This window comes from Aureimonas pseudogalii (assembly GCF_014196835.1).
Classification (GTDB): Bacteria; Pseudomonadota; Alphaproteobacteria; order Rhizobiales; family Rhizobiaceae; genus Aureimonas; species Aureimonas pseudogalii.
Map to the genome: position 1 here is coordinate 20,772 of NZ_JACIEK010000024.1, position 16,743 is coordinate 37,514.

General features: G+C 60.4%; 13 protein-coding genes and 4 pseudogenes. 6 read left to right on the plus strand and 11 right to left on the minus strand.

Going from position 1 to position 16,743, the window contains the following annotated elements; translation table 11 throughout:
• The first annotated feature begins 49 nt into the window (after positions 1-49).
• Positions 50-760 carry an IS6 family transposase gene (locus GGR04_RS22130; protein WP_183202558.1) on the plus strand — a complete coding sequence of 237 codons (711 nt, stop codon included), beginning with the start codon at positions 50-52 and terminating at the stop codon, positions 758-760.
• Between the two features lie 226 nt (positions 761-986).
• Here the strand turns inward: GGR04_RS22130 and GGR04_RS22135 are convergent, their stop codons facing one another.
• The 6 genes from GGR04_RS22135 to GGR04_RS22160 form a co-directional block, all read right to left on the minus strand.
• Positions 987-1,838, minus strand: coding sequence for a DMT family transporter (locus GGR04_RS22135; protein WP_183202560.1), 852 nt, complete (start codon positions 1,836-1,838; stop codon positions 987-989).
• Between the two features lie 266 nt (positions 1,839-2,104).
• A complete protein-coding gene (locus GGR04_RS22140) occupies positions 2,105-2,656 on the minus strand; it encodes a cysteine hydrolase family protein (RefSeq protein WP_312857509.1) in 552 nt (183 codons plus the stop codon).
• 81 nt (positions 2,657-2,737) lie between these two features.
• Positions 2,738-3,034, minus strand: a complete 297-nt coding sequence (locus tag GGR04_RS22145) for a type 1 glutamine amidotransferase family protein (protein WP_183202564.1) — start codon at positions 3,032-3,034, stop codon at positions 2,738-2,740.
• A 95-nt stretch (positions 3,035-3,129) separates the two neighbouring features.
• Positions 3,130-3,840, minus strand: coding sequence for an IS6 family transposase (locus GGR04_RS22150; RefSeq protein WP_183202566.1), 711 nt, complete (start codon positions 3,838-3,840; stop codon positions 3,130-3,132).
• Between the two features lie 279 nt (positions 3,841-4,119).
• Positions 4,120-4,755 (minus strand): LysE family translocator, encoded by a 636-nt coding sequence (locus GGR04_RS22155; RefSeq protein ID WP_210291930.1) that lies wholly within the window; start codon positions 4,753-4,755, stop codon positions 4,120-4,122.
• 533 nt (positions 4,756-5,288) lie between these two features.
• Complete coding sequence (locus GGR04_RS22160; protein ID WP_183202570.1) at positions 5,289-5,735, minus strand: Ros/MucR family transcriptional regulator; 447 nt, start codon at positions 5,733-5,735, stop codon at positions 5,289-5,291.
• A gap of 189 nt (positions 5,736-5,924) precedes the next feature.
• Between GGR04_RS22160 and GGR04_RS22165 the strand changes: the two genes are divergently transcribed.
• A complete protein-coding gene (locus tag GGR04_RS22165; protein ID WP_183202572.1) occupies positions 5,925-6,473 on the plus strand; it encodes a hypothetical protein in 549 nt (182 codons plus the stop codon).
• An 85-nt stretch (positions 6,474-6,558) separates the two neighbouring features.
• Here GGR04_RS22165 and GGR04_RS22170 read toward each other — a convergent pair whose 3' ends face one another.
• The 4 genes from GGR04_RS22170 to GGR04_RS22185 form a co-directional block, all read right to left on the minus strand.
• A complete protein-coding gene (locus GGR04_RS22170) occupies positions 6,559-7,863 on the minus strand; it encodes an HlyD family type I secretion periplasmic adaptor subunit (RefSeq protein ID WP_183202574.1) in 1,305 nt (434 codons plus the stop codon).
• Between the two features lies 1 nt (position 7,864).
• Positions 7,865-9,610 (minus strand): type I secretion system permease/ATPase, encoded by a 1,746-nt coding sequence (locus GGR04_RS22175; protein WP_183202576.1) that lies wholly within the window; start codon positions 9,608-9,610, stop codon positions 7,865-7,867.
• Between the two features lie 49 nt (positions 9,611-9,659).
• A complete protein-coding gene (locus GGR04_RS24495; protein ID WP_183202578.1) occupies positions 9,660-12,572 on the minus strand; it encodes a calcium-binding protein in 2,913 nt (970 codons plus the stop codon).
• Between the two features lie 269 nt (positions 12,573-12,841).
• Positions 12,842-13,066: a hypothetical protein gene (locus GGR04_RS22185; protein ID WP_183202580.1), complete on the minus strand. Its 225-nt coding sequence runs from the start codon at positions 13,064-13,066 to the stop codon at positions 12,842-12,844.
• Between the two features lie 587 nt (positions 13,067-13,653).
• Between GGR04_RS22185 and GGR04_RS22190 the strand changes: the two are divergent.
• Positions 13,654-13,743: pseudogene (locus GGR04_RS22190) on the plus strand (IS5/IS1182 family transposase); the annotation flags it as partial.
• Positions 13,744-13,752: 9 nt separating this feature from the next.
• On the opposite strand, the gene GGR04_RS22195 reads toward GGR04_RS22190, so the two are convergent.
• Positions 13,753-14,522 (minus strand): IS5 family transposase gene (locus GGR04_RS22195; RefSeq protein ID WP_183202584.1). Its coding sequence is split into 2 segments (ribosomal slippage): positions 13,753-14,207 and positions 14,207-14,522, totalling 771 coding nucleotides; the frame shifts between segments, so codons are not numbered across the junction.
• A 65-nt stretch (positions 14,523-14,587) separates the two neighbouring features.
• Between GGR04_RS22195 and GGR04_RS22200 the strand changes: the two are divergent.
• The 3 pseudogenes from GGR04_RS22200 to GGR04_RS24125 all read left to right on the plus strand — a co-directional run.
• Positions 14,588-15,251 (plus strand): annotated as a pseudogene (locus tag GGR04_RS22200) (IS5 family transposase); the annotation flags it as partial.
• A 24-nt stretch (positions 15,252-15,275) separates the two neighbouring features.
• Positions 15,276-15,583, plus strand: a pseudogene (locus GGR04_RS22205) (transposase); the annotation flags it as partial.
• Positions 15,584-16,063: 480 nt separating this feature from the next.
• Positions 16,064-16,662: pseudogene (locus GGR04_RS24125) on the plus strand (DDE-type integrase/transposase/recombinase); the annotation flags it as partial.
• Between the last annotated feature and the right edge of the window lie 81 nt (positions 16,663-16,743).

Sequence of the window (16,743 nt, forward strand, 5' to 3'; positions counted from 1 at the left end):
GGCAGTGTGAGCTTACCACGGTGAAGCCGGCAGCCAGCGAGGGCAAGGCATGAGTTTGGCGTTCAAGGGCCGGCACTTCGCTCCCGACATCATCCTCCTGTGCATGCGCTGGTACTGCCGCTACGCGCTGAGCTATCGCGATATCGAGGAGATGATGGCCGAGCGCGGCCTCTCGGTCGATCACACCACGATCTACCGATGGGTTCAGCACTATGCCCCCGAGCTCGACCGCCGCGTCCAGTGGTGCCGGAACCGCAACAGCGGCAGCTGGTATGTCGACGAGACCTACGTGAAGGTGCGCGGCGAATGGATGTACCTCTACCGCGCCATCGGAGACCACGGCGAGACGCTCGACTTCCAGCTATCGCAAAAGCGGACGACGAAGGCGGCCAAACGCTTCCTCGTCAAGGCTTTGAACCGGTCGCCCCATAACCGACCCTCGGTGATTTCGACGGACAAGAACCCGGCCTACAACGAGGCGATCGCCTCGCTAAGACGAGAAGGTCGGCTCGCGGCGACCTGTCAGCACCGGCAGGTCAAATATCTGAACAATCGGCTCGAGTTCGATCATGGGAAGCTCAAGCAGCGGATCCGCCCCGTGCGAGGCTTTCAATCCCAGAAGACGGCTCACAACGCCATTCGAGGGTTCGAGACGATGCGGATGTTCCGGAAGGGCCAGTTCCGCTCGATGGTCGACAGTCTGGCCGGTGGATCGGAGGCTCGCTTCATTGGAAGGCTGTTTCAGGTGTTCATCGCCTGAAATTAGAACAGAAGGGGATCATTGCGGCCTGATTGGCTATTCGCAACGGAGCCGAAATGGATAGCGATCGAGCGTGGAACCGGCACATATCTCGCTGCTTCGTCTCTCATCGAACAAATGAAGATAGGCCGCTTCCAGGCGTCTGCTCCCCCTCCCGCCCGAGACCGGACGGGGTAGGAACTCGACAGTCCGCTATGGAGCTTAGGTGTACGATAGCGGACGTTGGTCAGCGAGGTTTAGTAGCCACGTCCAGCAACAGGAACCCCGACACGATCGCAACACCCAATGCCGTCAACCCCGACCAAACGTAGGCAGGCGAGAAACCCTCGATCACGAAGGTGAGAACGGGCAACGCTGCCATGGTCACCATAACCGTGTAGGCATCGCACCTCCCGATCCCGACCTGAAGCAGATACAGCGGCGCCAAGACGCCGATGACGGACACGACCAGAAGCGTTGCGGCGAGCCCGCCCGTCCATTCGATAGGCTCGCCTCCACTACCAAGAGTCAGGACGAGCGAGACTGGCAGGATCACGTAAAACCGATGCGCCAGGACCGCTCCGAACCGCCAGCCCCGGTTCAGTAGCGCTCGCGACGACATGGTGATGAGGACGGCACCGATGCCGGCGGCTACGCTTGCACCAAGCCCGATCCAGGCCTGCGGACCGAACGAGGCGAAGCCGCTTCCCTGAAGCGCCGCCAGCGCCAGCACCGCACAGCCCACCAGGATGCCAAGGCACACGATGACGCGAAGGCGCGATGGGCGCTCGCCCGTCGTTGCAAGCGCAATCAGGACCACGATCACCGGACCGATACCGATCTCAACCGCCCCGACGATCGCAGGTTCGATCAGCTTCAGGGCGTAGAAGAAGGTGATGAAGGTTAGCGCCGTCGCGGCGTTCAAGAGAAGAAGCGGACCCCAGGCATGCTCGCCAATGCCGCGCCGCGACATGACCAGAAAGAATGCCGCCGTCAGAGCGAAGCTGAGAAACACGAAGAGATTTGAGGGAACGGCGACCAGCCACGTCCCGTAGGCGACCTTGCCGAGCGCCTGCATGAGAACGGCCAGCACGATCATGGCCCTACCGAACCCCACCGATGACAATCCCCCCATATCCGTCCCCCTGAACACAACAGGACGGCGGGTACGCGATGAGAAGGCCGGAGGGAAGGACGAGGTCCGCTTTCGGCAATCCCGAGCGTCGGTCGGAGGGGCACTAAAGGGTCGAAAGCGGATGGACCGCTTCCGGGCATTTGCTTCCTCTTCCGCCCGAGACCGGACGGGGTGGTTTCAATAGGGCCCGCTATGGGCAGATTAGGCCAGCATTGTTGGGGAGCAGTGCTTCAGGCCTTCGTCGAGGCGGGAAGGGCGAGGAATGCGAGGGCCGTTTTGGTGCTCACGACTGTGGCGAACTCGTCGGAAAGGTCGCTGAGCGCGGCGGCGTGCACCTCGGCGGTTGGGCGCATAACTCCGTCGAGTCCCCGGCGATCAAAGGTGGCCGTCGCATCCTCCACGACAAAGGTCGTGAACCCGAGATTGCCGGCCATGCGAACCGTCGTGGAAACGCAGTGGTTCGTCGTCAGCCCGACGACGATCAATGTGTCGACGCCATCGGCTCGCAGATCCTGTTCCAGGGTTGTACCGATGAAGGCGCTGTTGACCTCCTTCACGTGGATCGGTTCGCCCGATAGCGGCATCGCGTCCGGCATCGGCTCGTGGCCGTTCGTTCCCGCGCAGAAGTATCCCGCAGGTGAGCGCGAGGCGTGGTGGACGTGGCGGACCGGGCGTCCGTCGCGCCGCCAGGCTGCGATCAGCAAGGCGACGTTCCGCTCCGCGTCGGGATTGTTGCGTTGCCCCCAGGCGGGATCGGCAAAGCCGTTCTGCACGTCGATCACCAGGAGGGTCGCGGTTGGGGGGAGCATCGGACTGAACCTTCCAAGAAATCGTCAGACGAGCGGAACGCCATGCTTGGCGCGTCAGGACCCGTGATCGATCAGCGCCTTGCGCTCCGCTCGCGAGCCCAGCATGCGGGCCTTCGCCGCCTCGACGACCGCAGCCGGGGCCGAGCCCGGCAGACCCGCATTGAACGGTGGCGCGGGGGCGTATTCCAGGCAGAGCTGGATCGTCTCAGCCTCCTCACGCCCTAGAAGTTCGGCGACGACCACCAGTCCGAAATCGATGCCCGACGTCACCCCGCCAGCGGTGATCAGGGACCCGTCCCGCACGACGCGCTCGAAAGCCGGGACGGCACCAAAGGCTGGAAGGAAGTCCATCGCGTTCCAATGCGTGGCAGCGCGCTTGCCGACGAGCAGACCGGCTCCGTTGCGAATAGCCGATCCGGCCGCAATGATCCCGTTCTGTTCCATTTTCAGGCGACGAACACCTGGAACAGCCTTCCAATGAAGCGGGCTTCCGATCCGCCGGCGAGGCTGTCGACCATTGAGCGGAATTGCCCCTTCCGGAACATTCGCATCGTTTCGAACCCTCGAATGGCGTTGTGCGCCGTTTTCTGAGACTGGAAGCCCCGCACCGGGCGGATCCGCTGTTTGAGCTTCCCATGATCGGACTCGAGCCGATTGTTCAGGTATTTGATCTGCCGGTGCTGGCAGCTCGCCGCGAGCCGTCCCTCTCGCCGTATTGAAGCGATCGCCTCGTTGTAGGCCGGGTTCTTGTCCGTCGAAATCACCGAAGGCCTGTTATGCGGCGACCGGTTCAAAGCCTTGACGAGGAAGCGTTTGGCCGCCTTCGTCGTCCGCTTTTGCGACAGCTGAAAATCGAGCGTTTCGCCTCGGTCACCGATCGCGCGGTAGAGATACATCCACTCACCCCGGACCTTCACGTAGGTCTCATCGACGTACCAGCTTCCGCTGTTACGATCCCGGCACCACTGGACGCGTCGGTCGAGCTCGGGGGCGTAGTGCTGGACCCATCGGTAGATCGTGGTGTGATCGACCGAGAGGCCGCGTTCGGCCATCATCTCCGCGAGGTCGCGGTAGCTCAGCGCATAACGGCAGTACCAGCGCATGCAGAGCAGGATGATATCGGGAGCGAAATGCCGGCCCTTGAACGCCAAACTCATGCCCGAGCCCTCGCTATCCGCCGCTTCGACAGCGCCAAGCTCTCACTGCGATCTAGATTTTGCAACGGCGCCCAATCCCGAACGGATACACGAGCTGGCCAAGGTTGGTGTCTCCCGTATCAGCCTTGGTCCCGCTCCCTTCATCAGCCTGACGGCCGAGTTGGAGCGCCGCGCAAAAGCTTACGTCCGATCGGCTTAAATTCGCAGTCTCGGCTACAAGGACGGCTAGGCGAAGCATGTTCGAATTATGGAAAGGGTGGAGGGCTGGACCTTCGGGCCTCAGTCTCTGGCCAGTTTGTAAGCAGAGAAGGTAAAGACGACGCCCAGCGTACCGTCGATCCATCGACGTAAACGGCTATAGGCGGAAACCATCTTTGGTGTAGAAAAATTCACAGCTATTAACGTGTAAAAAGCAATTGAGAATGTAATTGTTCCGGCAAGAACGGCAGCTATTGTCCACAAAGGAGCGCCAGGCTCAATTGCAAGAGCGAGAATGGCAACCCAAGTGAGGACCGCTTTTGGGTTGGCTAGATTCAAAAGGCATCCTCGTGTAAAAACTTTGATCGATCTTACTTCAGTTCTTCCCGTTAAATCTGCTGATATTTCATATTTTGAAAATGCAGCAGAGAACGATTTGTACGCGAGATATAATAAGTACAGACATCCAAAAAATCGGATAATATCCAGCACCCCAGCGTAGGCTGACAACAGGGTAGATAGACCAAGAAACGCAAGGATACCCCACACAAGTGCACTGAATGCGATACCAAGTCCGAGCATGATGCCGGCCTTGCGTCCCGATTCCATTGCGGTTCCCATTGTCGCCAACATCGCTGGTCCTGGACTGATGGCCGAGACAGCGTAGGTCGTGTAGGCAAGCATGATGCCTGGCCAGTAGGAATGGATCGAACTCAATTTATATTCCTTTGTTCGAAGACATTTCTAAGCCAGCAGATTTAATCTGCGAGTTTTGAACTCTATCGAGCTGCGATCTATGCTGTCACGTGGTTTCGTCGGTTTCCCTTTTTTCTCTCCCTCTCCCCCTGCTCACACCACCCTGTGCCGACCTCTTACGGTCATTGCGGCGTTGGCTTCTTCGTCATCAGTTCTGGCAGCTTTTTACGAAGCTGCTTTGGAAGCGGACCGGAAGCTTTCCACCCCACCTTGCTGTAGCTGAATCGCGAAAATCACGAGTTGTTTCGCGATTTCGCGCCTGATTTTTCAACGTCGCGGAAAGCCGGTTTTGCGACGTCTGCAAGGTCTTCACCAAGTCGAAACCCACCGGTTCACACTTCGTCCCATCTGGTGTGGTTTGAGTATGCCGTGCGAAACCACCCTTCCGCCGGTGCGGTCAGGGGTTTCGAACGAACCAAACCAGACCGGACCGTTGTGAACCATCCGAACGAAACCGGGCGGCGCTCGCCGTCCCGGAGCTGGGTGACGTCTGCCTAGCCTTCGTCCGTCGAGCCGTCCTCGACCGGCCTGGCCTTGCGACCGAGGCCGAGGGATCGTGCGAGTTCCGAGCGCCTGGCGGCATAGTTGGTGGCGACCATCGGATAGTCGGCCGGGAGACCCCACTTCCGGCGATAGGCCTCCGGCGTCAGGTCGTAATGCGTCATCAGATGACGCTTCAGCGACTTGAACGATTTTCCGTCTTCCAGACAGATCAGGTAGTCCGGGGTCACCGACTTGCGGATCGGGACGGCGGGAACGAGCGGCTCGTCAGGAACGGGCACCGCCTCAGGCTGCTGGCCGAGCGTGCCCAGCGTGGCATGGATGACAGCGATCAGACCGGCGATTTCCTCGCGCGGCAGATGATTGTTGCTGACATAGGCGGCGGTGATCTCCGCCGTCTGTTCCAGGATCTCTACCGTCTCGGCCGTCTGCGATCTCATTCAATGGCTCTCCGCTTCAAACTGAGCCCGGGGTTCGCACAGGAATGCAGGGAAGCCAACCGGCAATGGCGTCAGGTCCTGCAACCGCAGTTGCGAGGGTCAGGGCGCGGTGGCACAGTGCCGGCAGCGTTGGCCCGAGATTGCTCCGGTGCCGCAGCCTGCGTATCATTCCCTTCCTGACGGACCACCATGAAGCGCCCTCTGAAAACCTTTGTCGTCGAGCACAAGCGCCGCTCGCGACCCTCTACCGCGACCCCGCCCTCGATCTGGACGGGCACCGCAGGCCGACAGATGCGCGAGCTCGCTCTGGCCCGTGAACGGGCGGAGGCGTTGGCGAACCCCACCGCCGAGCCGTCACATGCCAGCGAGATCGAGACCGTTTCCGAGAGCGGCTTACGGGGACGGATCCTCGAGGCGCGGGTCGAGCCGAGAGCGCCCTCCCCGGATGTCGAACCTGCCGATGCGATCGACCGCGCCGTCGTGTCGGCCGCATGGGAGTTGGACACAGCGTCGGATGTCGACACACCCGGCTCGCCGAAGGTCTCAAAGGCTGCGCAGGCCGCTCCTCGCGATCGTCGGGACGAAGTGGTGATGCCTCTGTCTGCCCCCGTCACGGCCATCGAGAAGGCGCCGACGACGCGTTCCACCCCGACGGCTTCGGGTTGGCGGGAGCGTCGGCTCGCGCTTCGCCGGAAGCTTCCTCTCAAGGACCGCTGGAAGTGGGACTTGCCGTTCTGAGCCGATGCCGCCGAGCCCTCCGGTTCTCGCGCCGGTTCGCTCGACGCAACCGCAGCCTACCACCTCGTCCTCCCCTGCCGAAGGGTCACCCCTCGCGGAACGCCCGTTCGAACTGATCGCGAAGCGGTTTGATGACGTAGGACAGGGCCGTGCGATCGCCGGTCTTGACGAAGGCCTCGACCGGCATGCCGGGAACGAGCTTCACGGCGCCGAGCCTGGCCGCCTCGTCGGCGCCGATCGCGGCGCGCACCGTGTAGTAGGACAGGCCGGTTTGCGGCTCGTGGGTGAGATCGGCGCCGATGCGCTCGATCGTGCCCGTCACCTCCGGCGTCGTTCCCTGGTCGAAGGCCGAGAAGCGCAGGCGAACGCCCTGGCCGATCGTGAGCTGATCGATGTCCTGCGGCGCGATCCGGATCTCGGCCTCCAGCTTGTCGGCCGCCGGCACGATCAGCATGACGGCCTCGCCGGGCGCGATCACCGCGTCCGCAGTGTGGACGGCAAGTTCGTGCACGATCCCGGCCTGCGGCGCCCGGATGTCGATGCGCTTCAACTGGTCGAGCGCGGCGACGCGCCGTTCCTCGAACTCGCCGATCGATCCCTCGACCTCCCGGAGCTCGTTGGCGACCTCCTGCTGCAGGGTCTCGTCGACCTGGATCACCTGCAGCCGCGTCTCGGCGATGCGGCCCCTTGCCTGTGCGATGGAGGCGATGAGCGCCCCGCGCTCGCTGGTGAGGCGCGCCGCCTCGCGCTCGAGGCTGTTGACCCGGGTCACCTGCATCAGGCCCTGCGCCAGAAGCTGCTGGACGCCGGCGAGCTCCTCGAGGATCAGACTGGTCTCGCGGTCCTTGCCGACGACCTGCGCCTCCAGCCCCTCGATCTCCTGCGCGAGCTGCGCGGCGCGCTCGCCGAGCTGGGCGATCTGTCCCGCCCGGAAGCTCCGGCGGGCCTCGAACAGGCGCCGCTCGCCCGAGACGATCCTCACGATCGCCGGATCCGCCGCCCCTGCCGTGAAGCTCTGTCCGAAGGCGATCTGCGATCCGGCGTCGCGCTCGGTGACGAGCCGCGCCTCGCGCGCCTGCAGCTCGTTCAGCCGCTTGTCGACGATCGCGAGGTTCGCCCGTGTCTGCGTCGCGTCGAGACGCACGAGGACGTCGCCGGCCTCGACATGGCTGCCGTTGAGGACGCGGACCTCGGCGACGATGCCGCCCGTCGGATGCTGGACCTTCTTCACGTAGCTGTTCACGACGAGCGTGCCGCTGGCGATGACGGCGCCCGACAGCGAGGTCGTGGCGGCCCAGCCGCCGGCGCCGAGCGTGAGGACGCCGACCATGACGAGGCCGGCGAGAAGGTTGCGGCGGATGGCACGATGGGCGGGGGACGGGTTCGCCATGTCAGGAGGCCTTTCCTTCGGGGGACGGCATGACGCGAAGCCCGCCGGCGAGGGCCGGGCGCTGGAGAACCTTGCCGAGCACCTCCTCCTTCGGGCCGAAGGCCTGGACCCGGCCGTTGGCCATGGCGAGGACGTGATCGACGCCCGAGAGCGCACTCGGGCGATGGGCAACCACCACGGCGATGCCGCCCCGGGCCCGGATCGCGAGAATGGCCTGCGTCAACGCCGCCTCGCCCTCGGCATCGAGGTTCGAGTTCGGCTCGTCGAGCACGACGAGGAAGGGATCGCGGTAGAGGGCGCGCGCGAGGGCGATGCGCTGGCGCTGTCCCGCCGAAAGCACGGTGCCGCTCTCGCCGACCTGCGTCTCGTAGCCGTCGGAGAGACGCAGGATCATCTCGTGGACGCCGGCGGCCTGGGCTGCCGCAATGATGGCGGAGGCGTCCGGGCTTTCCTCGAAGCGCCCGATGTTCTCCGAGATCGTGCCGGCGAAGAGTTCGATGTCCTGCGGCAGGTAGCCGATATGGGGACCGAGGGCTTCGGGCGACCAGCGGTCGAGCGGAGCGCCGTCGAGGCGCACCTTGCCGCGCAAGGTCGGCCAGACGCCGACCAGGGCGCGGGCGAGCGAGGATTTGCCGGAGGCGCTGGGGCCGATGACGCCGAGCGCCTGGCCGGCGGTGAGCTCGAAGGAGGCGTCGGTGACGGACAGACGCTGCTCGCCGGGCGGCGCCACACTGACCGCCTCGACCGTGAGCTTCGCCTTCGGGGCGGGAAGGGTGAGCGTCTCGCTGCGCCCGGGCATGGCGGCCATCAGCCTGTTCAGGCGGGACCAGCTCTGGCGGGCCCCGACGAAGCCCTTCCAGCTGCCGATCGCGAGTTCCACGGGGGCGAGGGCCCGGGACATCATGATCGAGCTGGCGATCATGATGCCGCCGGAGGCCTCGCCGTGGATGACCAGCCAGGCGCCGAGCGCGAGGATGGCCGACTGGAGGATCATGCGGCAGATCTTCGAGGCGCTGCCGAGGCTGCCCGCGACGTTGCCGACGCGGCGCTGGCTGCCGAGGAGACGGGCGTTGGCCGTCTCCCAGCGGTTGGCGACGCGTCCCGCGAAGCCCATCGCCTGAAGAACCTCGGCATTGCGGCGACTGGCTTCGGAGAGGATGTTGCGCTCCACCGCGGCCTTCGAGGCTTCCTTGGCCGGACCGACGGTCAGGCGCTCGGTGAGAAACGTCAGGGCGCAGAGGACGAGGGCGCCGACGGTCGCCAGCATGCCGATCCAGAAATGGAAGAGAAAGCAGATGCCGAGATAGAGGGGCATCCAGGGCATGTCGAAGAAGGCGGTGGGTCCGACGCTGGAGAGATAGCCGCGGATCTGGTCGAGGTCGCGCTGGGCCTGCGACCCGTCGCCGGAGGCGCGCATCTTCAGCGGAAGCTGGCTCGAGATGTCGAAGATGCGGCGACCGACGCGTTCGTCGATCACCGCGGCGCTCCAGCTGAGAACCCGCATGCGCAGCGCATCCAGGACGCCTTGGAAGACGAAGAGAAAGCCGACGATGATCGACAGGCCAATGAGCGTCGAGACGCTGCGGCTGGGAATGACGCGATCGTAGACCTGCAGCATGTAGAACGACCCGGTGAGGGCGAGGACGTTCAGCATGCCGCTCATCGCCCCGACGCCGACGAAGGCGCCGCGGCAGGAGCGAAGGGCGGCGGAGAGCTCGGACGACGAGCCGTTGGAAGCTGGTGTCATGGGGGATTCAGGTCCAAAGGTTCATCGTGCCGGCTCTCCGCCTTCGTGATCAGACGAAGCGGAAGTCGTCTGCGTGGAGGCTGGCGAGGGCGACGTTCTTCAGGGTCAGCGTGTTGGCCGCGTCGACCGTGATCAGCGTGTCGGATCCGACCTGCGTCGCCGCCGCCGCGACCGCCGCATAGGTCGCGAAGACCGAGCTGTCGAACTGGATGACGTCGACGGACCCGGCGCCCGCCACGAAGTCGGTGACGACGTCCTTTCCGAAGTCGGGGTCGAACGCGAACGTGTCGTTCCCCGCGCCGCCGGTCTGCACGTCGTTGCCGAAGCCGCCCTGCAGGAAGTCGTCGCCGGCTTCGCCCTCGAGCGTGTCGGCGCTGCCAAGTCCCTTCAGGACATCGTTGCCGGCGAGCCCGTTGATGACGTCGGCCCCACTGGTGCCCGTCAGCGTATCGTTGCCTTCGGTTCCAGCAAGAGCAGGCTGTCTACCAACAGCTGCCTGGATCTCAGCGCGGTTCCAGCTGGAACCGTCTGCGAACTCGAACCGGTCGATGCCCCAGTTGGCGGTCGTGCTGTAGAACTGCTCATCCACCGTGATCACTTCTCCAGTCGCGATGACGGTTACGGCGAGATGGACGCCATTCCGGGCGAGGCTGATGTCGGACGCATTGAGGTTCTTGAAGCGCAGGACATCGACTTCGGTCGTGGATCCCGACTCGTCATCGATGAGGTCGCTTCCGTCGCCGCGGCTGTAGACGTAGGTGTCAGACCCGGTTCCACCTCGAAGGGTATCGTTGCCGGTGCCCGTTTCCAAGACGTCGTTGCCCGAGGTGCCGCTGAGAGTGTCGCTGCCCGCCGTGCCGCGCAGCGTTTGGTCAACGGGTACATTTGCGATCTTCAATCGGATGTCGGCCTGGGACCAGGTCGTTCCGTCGGCGAAGACGACCTGTTCAACGCCCTGTCCGTAGTAGGTCTCCGCGCCGTCCCGAAGGGTGATCGCGCCACCGTCGCCGACGCCGGGAGCGCTTTCGGCGATCACCAGTGTGACGGCCTTGCCGCTGCGGGTGAAGCTGACGGCACCGGGGTTGATACCCTCGAGCACGAGCTTGTCGGTGGAGCCCGCGTTGGTTCCTTCGGTGATGGTGTCGCTGCCGTCGCCCCGGGCGTAGACGTAGGTGTCGGAACTGAAGCCGCCGTCGATCGTGTCGTTGCCGCCACCGCCTCGAATGGTGTCTGCGTTGCTGGAGCCGTCGATCGTGTCGTTGCCGCTGGTGGCAGCCTGGGCGATGACACGCGCACGCATCTGCTCCTGCGTCCAGATGGTGCCGTTGTCGAAGACGACGCTCTCGACGCCCTGGCTGTAGTAGGTGTCGATCTGATCGCGCAGCTGGATGGAGCCGCCGTCGGCGGCGCCGGCAGCGGAAGGGGCGATGACCAGGGTGAGGTGGTTGCCGTTACGCACCAGCGAGACGTCCGACGGATTGATGCCGGTGAGGACGAGCTTGTCGGCGGCGCCCGCGTTGGTTCCTTCGGTGATGATGTCGCTGCCGTCGCCTCGGGCGTAGACGTAGGTGTCGTCGCCGCTGCCTCCGCTCAGACTGTCGTTGCCCTGGCCACCGCGAAGGATTTCTGCACCGATACTTCCTTCGATCGCATCGCGACCCGCATTACCTATTCCATAACCGTTCTCGCCAATTTTTAAGGTATCATCACCAACTCCACCTAAAACAATCTCTCCATCTCTGTACAACGAAAACTCATATATTCCATAGTCTAGATTTTTATTAACAACTAGCCATTCGATCACATTATGCAATTCTTTGAACAGACCATTTGCACCTTCGTAGCTTGACTGCCCCTCAAAAATCTTCAGTGCACTTTTAATATCTCTAAGCATATGCGCATCAGAAACCAAATTACCCGTTCTAGTGGCCTCAACCAATTGAACAAAGTCTCTTAACGTGCCTGATACCGTATTATTCACCGCATTATATCTAAATGCCGCAAATGGAATTAGCCAATTATGAGAGTCCGCTGAAACGTTTTGATCAAGCAAGCCCTTCATATAAAGTGATGGTATAAGTTGCGGGACTATTTTCAAAGCAAAAATGTCAACCACGTTCTTAAAAACGTCGTTGATCTGACGAGCGCTTGCAGCATCGATTGCCCTATCGGCCCAGATGTTTTGTCCAAAGTATGCAGCTAGCGCATCAACCTTACGTCCATCAACGAGGGTGCCATATTTATTTACACCCGCAGCCGATGCTCCGGACCATGCAATAAAGACGCCTTCTAGATCTGCATATAATTTATTAAAACCGCCGATACCAAGCGTATCAAGTAATGCATCATATTTCTGAGAAAGAGTTGAATTGATTGAATATGCATAAGAAAATGCATGCATGTTGCCGGACCCCTGCACATCCGCAACATATAATTTTTTTATGTCATTGTTAATTGGCGACGAAATTTGGATTGAAGCAAATTGATTGAGAACAAAAGATACAGATTGCGTCTCATGAACCACTCCGCTTTCAAACGTAACCTTACTAACGGCGTTTACCGGGTTACCGGCATTCTGAAATCTTGCGCTCTGATATTTTGTGTCGACTTCTTTAATGTTAAGATCTTTTAGGTATTTTAGTTCGCCTTGGTCCGTAATGCCATTACTATTTGAGTCATTCCATACCGTTAATTTAGAAAAGACGCTATCGTCTTTGTTGATTACTTTATCCCCATTGGAGTCATAAGCAGAAAGGGCTACAAAGCCAATTTCGCTTTCGTTTCCAAACAACTCAGATACGTCGTCGATCTTGCCGTTTAAATTTTTGTCAAGAGATAGAAGACCATCGCTCGGCTGCACCCATGCTGTACGTTCGGCAAATCCATCTTGATCCAAATCAAAATAGACACTGGAATCAGCTAACTGCGTAAGGGACACACCGTTACCATCAAGATCAATCACGACTGGATCAATCGGGCGTGGCGTAGGTATCGGAGGATTGGGAATTGGGCGAGGTGTTGGTATTGGCACTGGATTGGGATTTGGTCGCGGCGTCGGAATAGGAACAGGCCCAGGAGGCTGAGGATGCTCCGGGTCTGGTGACGGCGCGGTAGGTGGTTCAGCGGGGGGCTGTGGCAATGGTTGATTTGGATTTGGCTCAGGTCTTAAAGGGTCGCCCAAAGGTCCGTTTGGGTTTTTGTCGAAGTATCTTTGAATATCTCCGGCGTCTTTCATATCCAGCTTACTGCTATCGTCGTAAAAGTTTCTCCATGCACCGGGGTTTTTTTGAACTCATTCATTGAATCAAACCAAGGGTTACCTGTATCCTTGGACATCTTGTCAATATATGACTCATCTACATTTGCTGGAATGATTTCAAATTGGCTTATTCCGAGCTGCTGATTCATTTGGCCCAGCAGAAATTGCTTGCTAAGAAAATTAAACAACGCGCTCATATGTCCTCCGGTTTAGTTTTCATAATTCGAATTGATGGAATAATTTCCGTCCAGATAAAGAAAATCTGGCAGAGACGACAGCTTGATAACAACACATTATCATAAATAATGTAGTATTAATTATCATAAGATGTTAAGGACGGTGATTGTGTTTTAGTTTTAGTTCTTATCTTGTTGAAAAAATATATAAACAAAAATATTTAAACATTGAGTGCGCAAGATCTTATTGTTAAAATGCAAAGTAGACGTGTGAATAACAAACGCGTCAACGCCGAACCACCCTTCCCGGTTGCGCATAATATGCATTATTTTTTGCGGCAGAAAAGGGAAATCTATTTATAACGCTTCCAAAAATGTTGTTTTTGAAAATAAGAAACCATAATGATGCAATAATAATATACTGTTTCTGCCTTAATTTCATTCTGGCAAATTATAATGTCCTGCAATAGAAATATAATTGTATATTGGCAGCGGGATAATTTTACATTTCAATACGAGTTTTGCCGTGTTAGATTTTGTCTTTAGTGTCAGGATCCATTGATTTGAGGCGCGCCGTCTGATTCAGGTTCCGTTCGGGGGGACTGGATATGAGCGATCTGTCCTGGCTGACGGACGAGCAGCTGAATCGGCTTCGTCCGTTCTTTCCCATGAGCCACGGCAGACCGCGGGTCGATGACTAGGGTCTGTTAGCGCTTGAGCCAGTCCAGAGCGGCGGCGAGGCATAGGACGCCGAGGAAGCTGGCGGCGGTTTTCTCGTATCGGGTGGCGACGGCGCGCCATTCCTTGAGCCGCGCCCAGAGCCGCTCGACCTTGTTGCGGTTGTTGTAGATCCATTCCGGGCAGGCGACCGGCGCCTCGTGCCGCAGCGGCGGAATGGCGGGACGCGATCCCATGTCCCAGATGTGCTGGCGGAAAGCGTGGCTGGTGTAGCCGCGATCCGCCACGACCCACTCGGGCACATCCGACAGACGATCGAGAAGTGGAACGGCGTGCGGCAGTTCGTGCGCCTGTCCCGGCGCCAGACGAAAGGCGATGGCATGTCCTGCGCCATCGGCCATCACGCAAGCTTTGGTCCCATAGCCTCCACGAGATCGGCCAAGCGCTTCACGATCATCTCGCTCTTTCGCAGATCCCCCTTTCGACTGGCGCCTGCCGCCTTTTGATGGGCTCGGATGTTGGTGCCGTCGAGAAAGGTCATGCCGAACTTGATGCCGTTCTCCTGGACCAGGGCCAGCAGCCTTTCCCAGGCTCCCAGCCGCGACCAGCGGATGAAGGTCTGCGCTGCCATCCACCAGGGTCCGAGTTCAGCCGGCACGGACCGCCACTTCGCCCCATTCTGATGGCGCCAGAGGATGGCCTCGATCGTGCGCCGCAGATGCGGGCTTGGGACCTTGGCATGCGGGCGGCAGATCTCGATCAGCGGCTCCAGCACAGCCCATTGTTGATCCGTCAGCATCTCGCTCTCCATCATCGAAAAAGCGATCGACATAGAGTCGGGAGCAGGCGCTAACAGCGTCCTAGCGGGTTCTCAGCGGCATCATCTTCGTCAACCGCAACGGTCTGCGATGGCGGGGTGCGCCCAGGGACTATGGGCCTGCGATAACGCTTTACAACCGCTGGAAGCGTTGGGGTGAAGCGGACGTCTCCGTCCGAATGATGGAAGGTCTGGTAGCAGCCGGTGCCGATCCTAGGACCGTCATGATCGATGCGACCTATCTGAAGGCCCATCGCACGGTATCGAGCCTCGCGGTCAAAAAGGGGGTCTCGGTCGCCTGATCGGCCGCACCAAAGGCGGCATGAACACCAAGCTTCACACCATTGCTGATACGAACGGCCGCCCGTTGAGCTTCTTTCTGACCGCCGGGCCCGTCAGCGACTACACTGGGGCCGGAGCCTTGCTGGACGATCTGCCCAAGGCGTAGTAGCTTCTCGGAGATCGGGGCTACGACGCCGACTGGTTCCGGGACGCCTTGCAAGCGAATGGCATTAAGCCCTGTATCCCAGGGCGCAAGTCGCGCAACGCGCCGGTGCGCCACGATAAACGCCGCTACCGGCGACGCAACCGCATCGAGATCATGTCGGGCGGCTGAAGGACTGGCGGCGCGTCGCAACCCGCTACGACCGGTGCCCGACTGTCTTCTTCTCCGCCATCGCGCTTGCAGCCACCGTTCTATTCTGGCTCTAAGCTATAAGTCCTGACCCTAACTTAAACTACACTGGGCAGTGGCGTTTCTGGACGATCTGCCCAAAGGCTCAATGGCTGCTGGGTGATCGCGCCTACGACGACGACTGGTTCCAAGACGCCTGGCAAGCAAAGGGCATCAAGCGTTGCATTACAAGGCGTAAGTCGCGCAACGCACCGGTACGCCACGACAAACGCTGCTACCGGCGACGCAACCGCATCGAGGTCGTGTTCGGGCGACTGAAGACCGGCGGGTTGCGACCCGCTACGACCGATGTCCGACCGTCTTCTTCTCCGCCATCGCCCTCGCAGCCACTGTTCTATTTTGGCTCTGAGCTGTGAGTCCTGAAACCAGACCGCTGGCCACGATGAGGTTCGCAATGTCGATCGCCTGAATCAAAGTCACGCGCTCATAGGCGCATGGCAACGGACGATCTGATCGACATCGAGGTGTCGCCCCTCGGGGTCATCACGCTTGGGCACCTTGCTTGGCTCCTTCCGGCGCCGAAGTGCCGGAAAGCTTGTTGTCCCTACGCGACCGCCATCAGGGTCGGGGCTCGGTAAATCCCGCCCCTGACAAGTAGGGCCCAGATCTTGCGCGGCGATCGAACAGCCACGGGTCTGTTTTCACAGGCGGCTAGCGCCACGGTTGTGACCTTGTAGGGCTTACAGGCAGTCAGGGAGGCGGCCTAGAGCGGCAGCTTAGAGCCGCTTGGCTGCTTCAGGATCGAGGTCGCACCGACCATCAGAAGCAAGCGCCGTTGAACGTTGCTTCGCTTTGTGATGCCGCCGAGGCGCTCCTTGCCGCCGCTTACGTGGGCGCTCGGCCGACCTACGGCTACAGGCGCGTCACGGCGCTGCTGAACCGGGAGCTACGCCTGCAGGGGAAGCCGACGGTCAACGCCAAACAAGTACTGCGGATCATGCAGCATCACGGTCTGAGGCTCAAACGCCATACGGCTTAGCGGTCCGGTCGAACCTACGACAGCATCGTCATCGCGCTGCGCTCCAACATCCGCTGGTGCTCGGATCGTCTGGAGATTTACGCCCGCAACCACGGGGTCGTGTGCGTCCTCTTCGTCTTGGATGCCTGCGACCAAGAGGTCATCGCTTCGTCGGCCGTCGCCCATGCAGACATCTCCAGCGAGATGATTCGCGATCTGATGGTGACGGCTGTCGAACGTCGCTTCGGTACCACCAAGGTCCCGCACGGTGTCGAATAGCTATCGGACAACACAGCGCCTACATCGCCAGGGACACCGCCAATACTGCCCGAGCCCTTGGCCTGCGGCTGCTCTTCACGCCTGTCCGCAGCCCGGAATCCAAAGGCATGTCTGAGGCCTTCGTCAAAACCCCGAAATGCGACTACGCTCGCGTCACCATTCTGCCCGACGCCAACACCATCCTGGACTTGCCCCGGGAAAGTGGAGAGCTCTTCTGAAGGAAAGAGGAGCATTTCATGGGCAAGCCGCAGCGCCGGTTCGGGAAGGAGTTT

What these genes read in the sequence shown, in the direction of transcription:
- GGR04_RS22130 (WP_183202558.1), top strand. Translation starts at nt 50, where the DNA reads ATGAGTTTGGCGTTCAAGGGCCGGCACTTCGCTCCCGACATCATCCTC.
- GGR04_RS22135 (WP_183202560.1), bottom strand. Translation starts at nt 1,838, where the DNA reads ATGATCGTGCTGGCCGTTCTCATGCAGGCGCTCGGCAAGGTCGCCTAC.
- GGR04_RS22145 (WP_183202564.1), bottom strand. Translation starts at nt 3,034, where the DNA reads ATGGACTTCCTTCCAGCCTTTGGTGCCGTCCCGGCTTTCGAGCGCGTC.
- GGR04_RS22150 (WP_183202566.1), bottom strand. Translation starts at nt 3,840, where the DNA reads ATGAGTTTGGCGTTCAAGGGCCGGCATTTCGCTCCCGATATCATCCTG.
- GGR04_RS22160 (WP_183202570.1), bottom strand. Translation starts at nt 5,735, where the DNA reads ATGAGATCGCAGACGGCCGAGACGGTAGAGATCCTGGAACAGACGGCG.
- GGR04_RS22165 (WP_183202572.1), top strand. Translation starts at nt 5,925, where the DNA reads ATGAAGCGCCCTCTGAAAACCTTTGTCGTCGAGCACAAGCGCCGCTCG.
- GGR04_RS22170 (WP_183202574.1), bottom strand. Translation starts at nt 7,863, where the DNA reads ATGGCGAACCCGTCCCCCGCCCATCGTGCCATCCGCCGCAACCTTCTC.
- GGR04_RS22175 (WP_183202576.1), bottom strand. Translation starts at nt 9,610, where the DNA reads ATGACACCAGCTTCCAACGGCTCGTCGTCCGAGCTCTCCGCCGCCCTT.
- GGR04_RS22185 (WP_183202580.1), bottom strand. Translation starts at nt 13,066, where the DNA reads ATGAGCGCGTTGTTTAATTTTCTTAGCAAGCAATTTCTGCTGGGCCAA.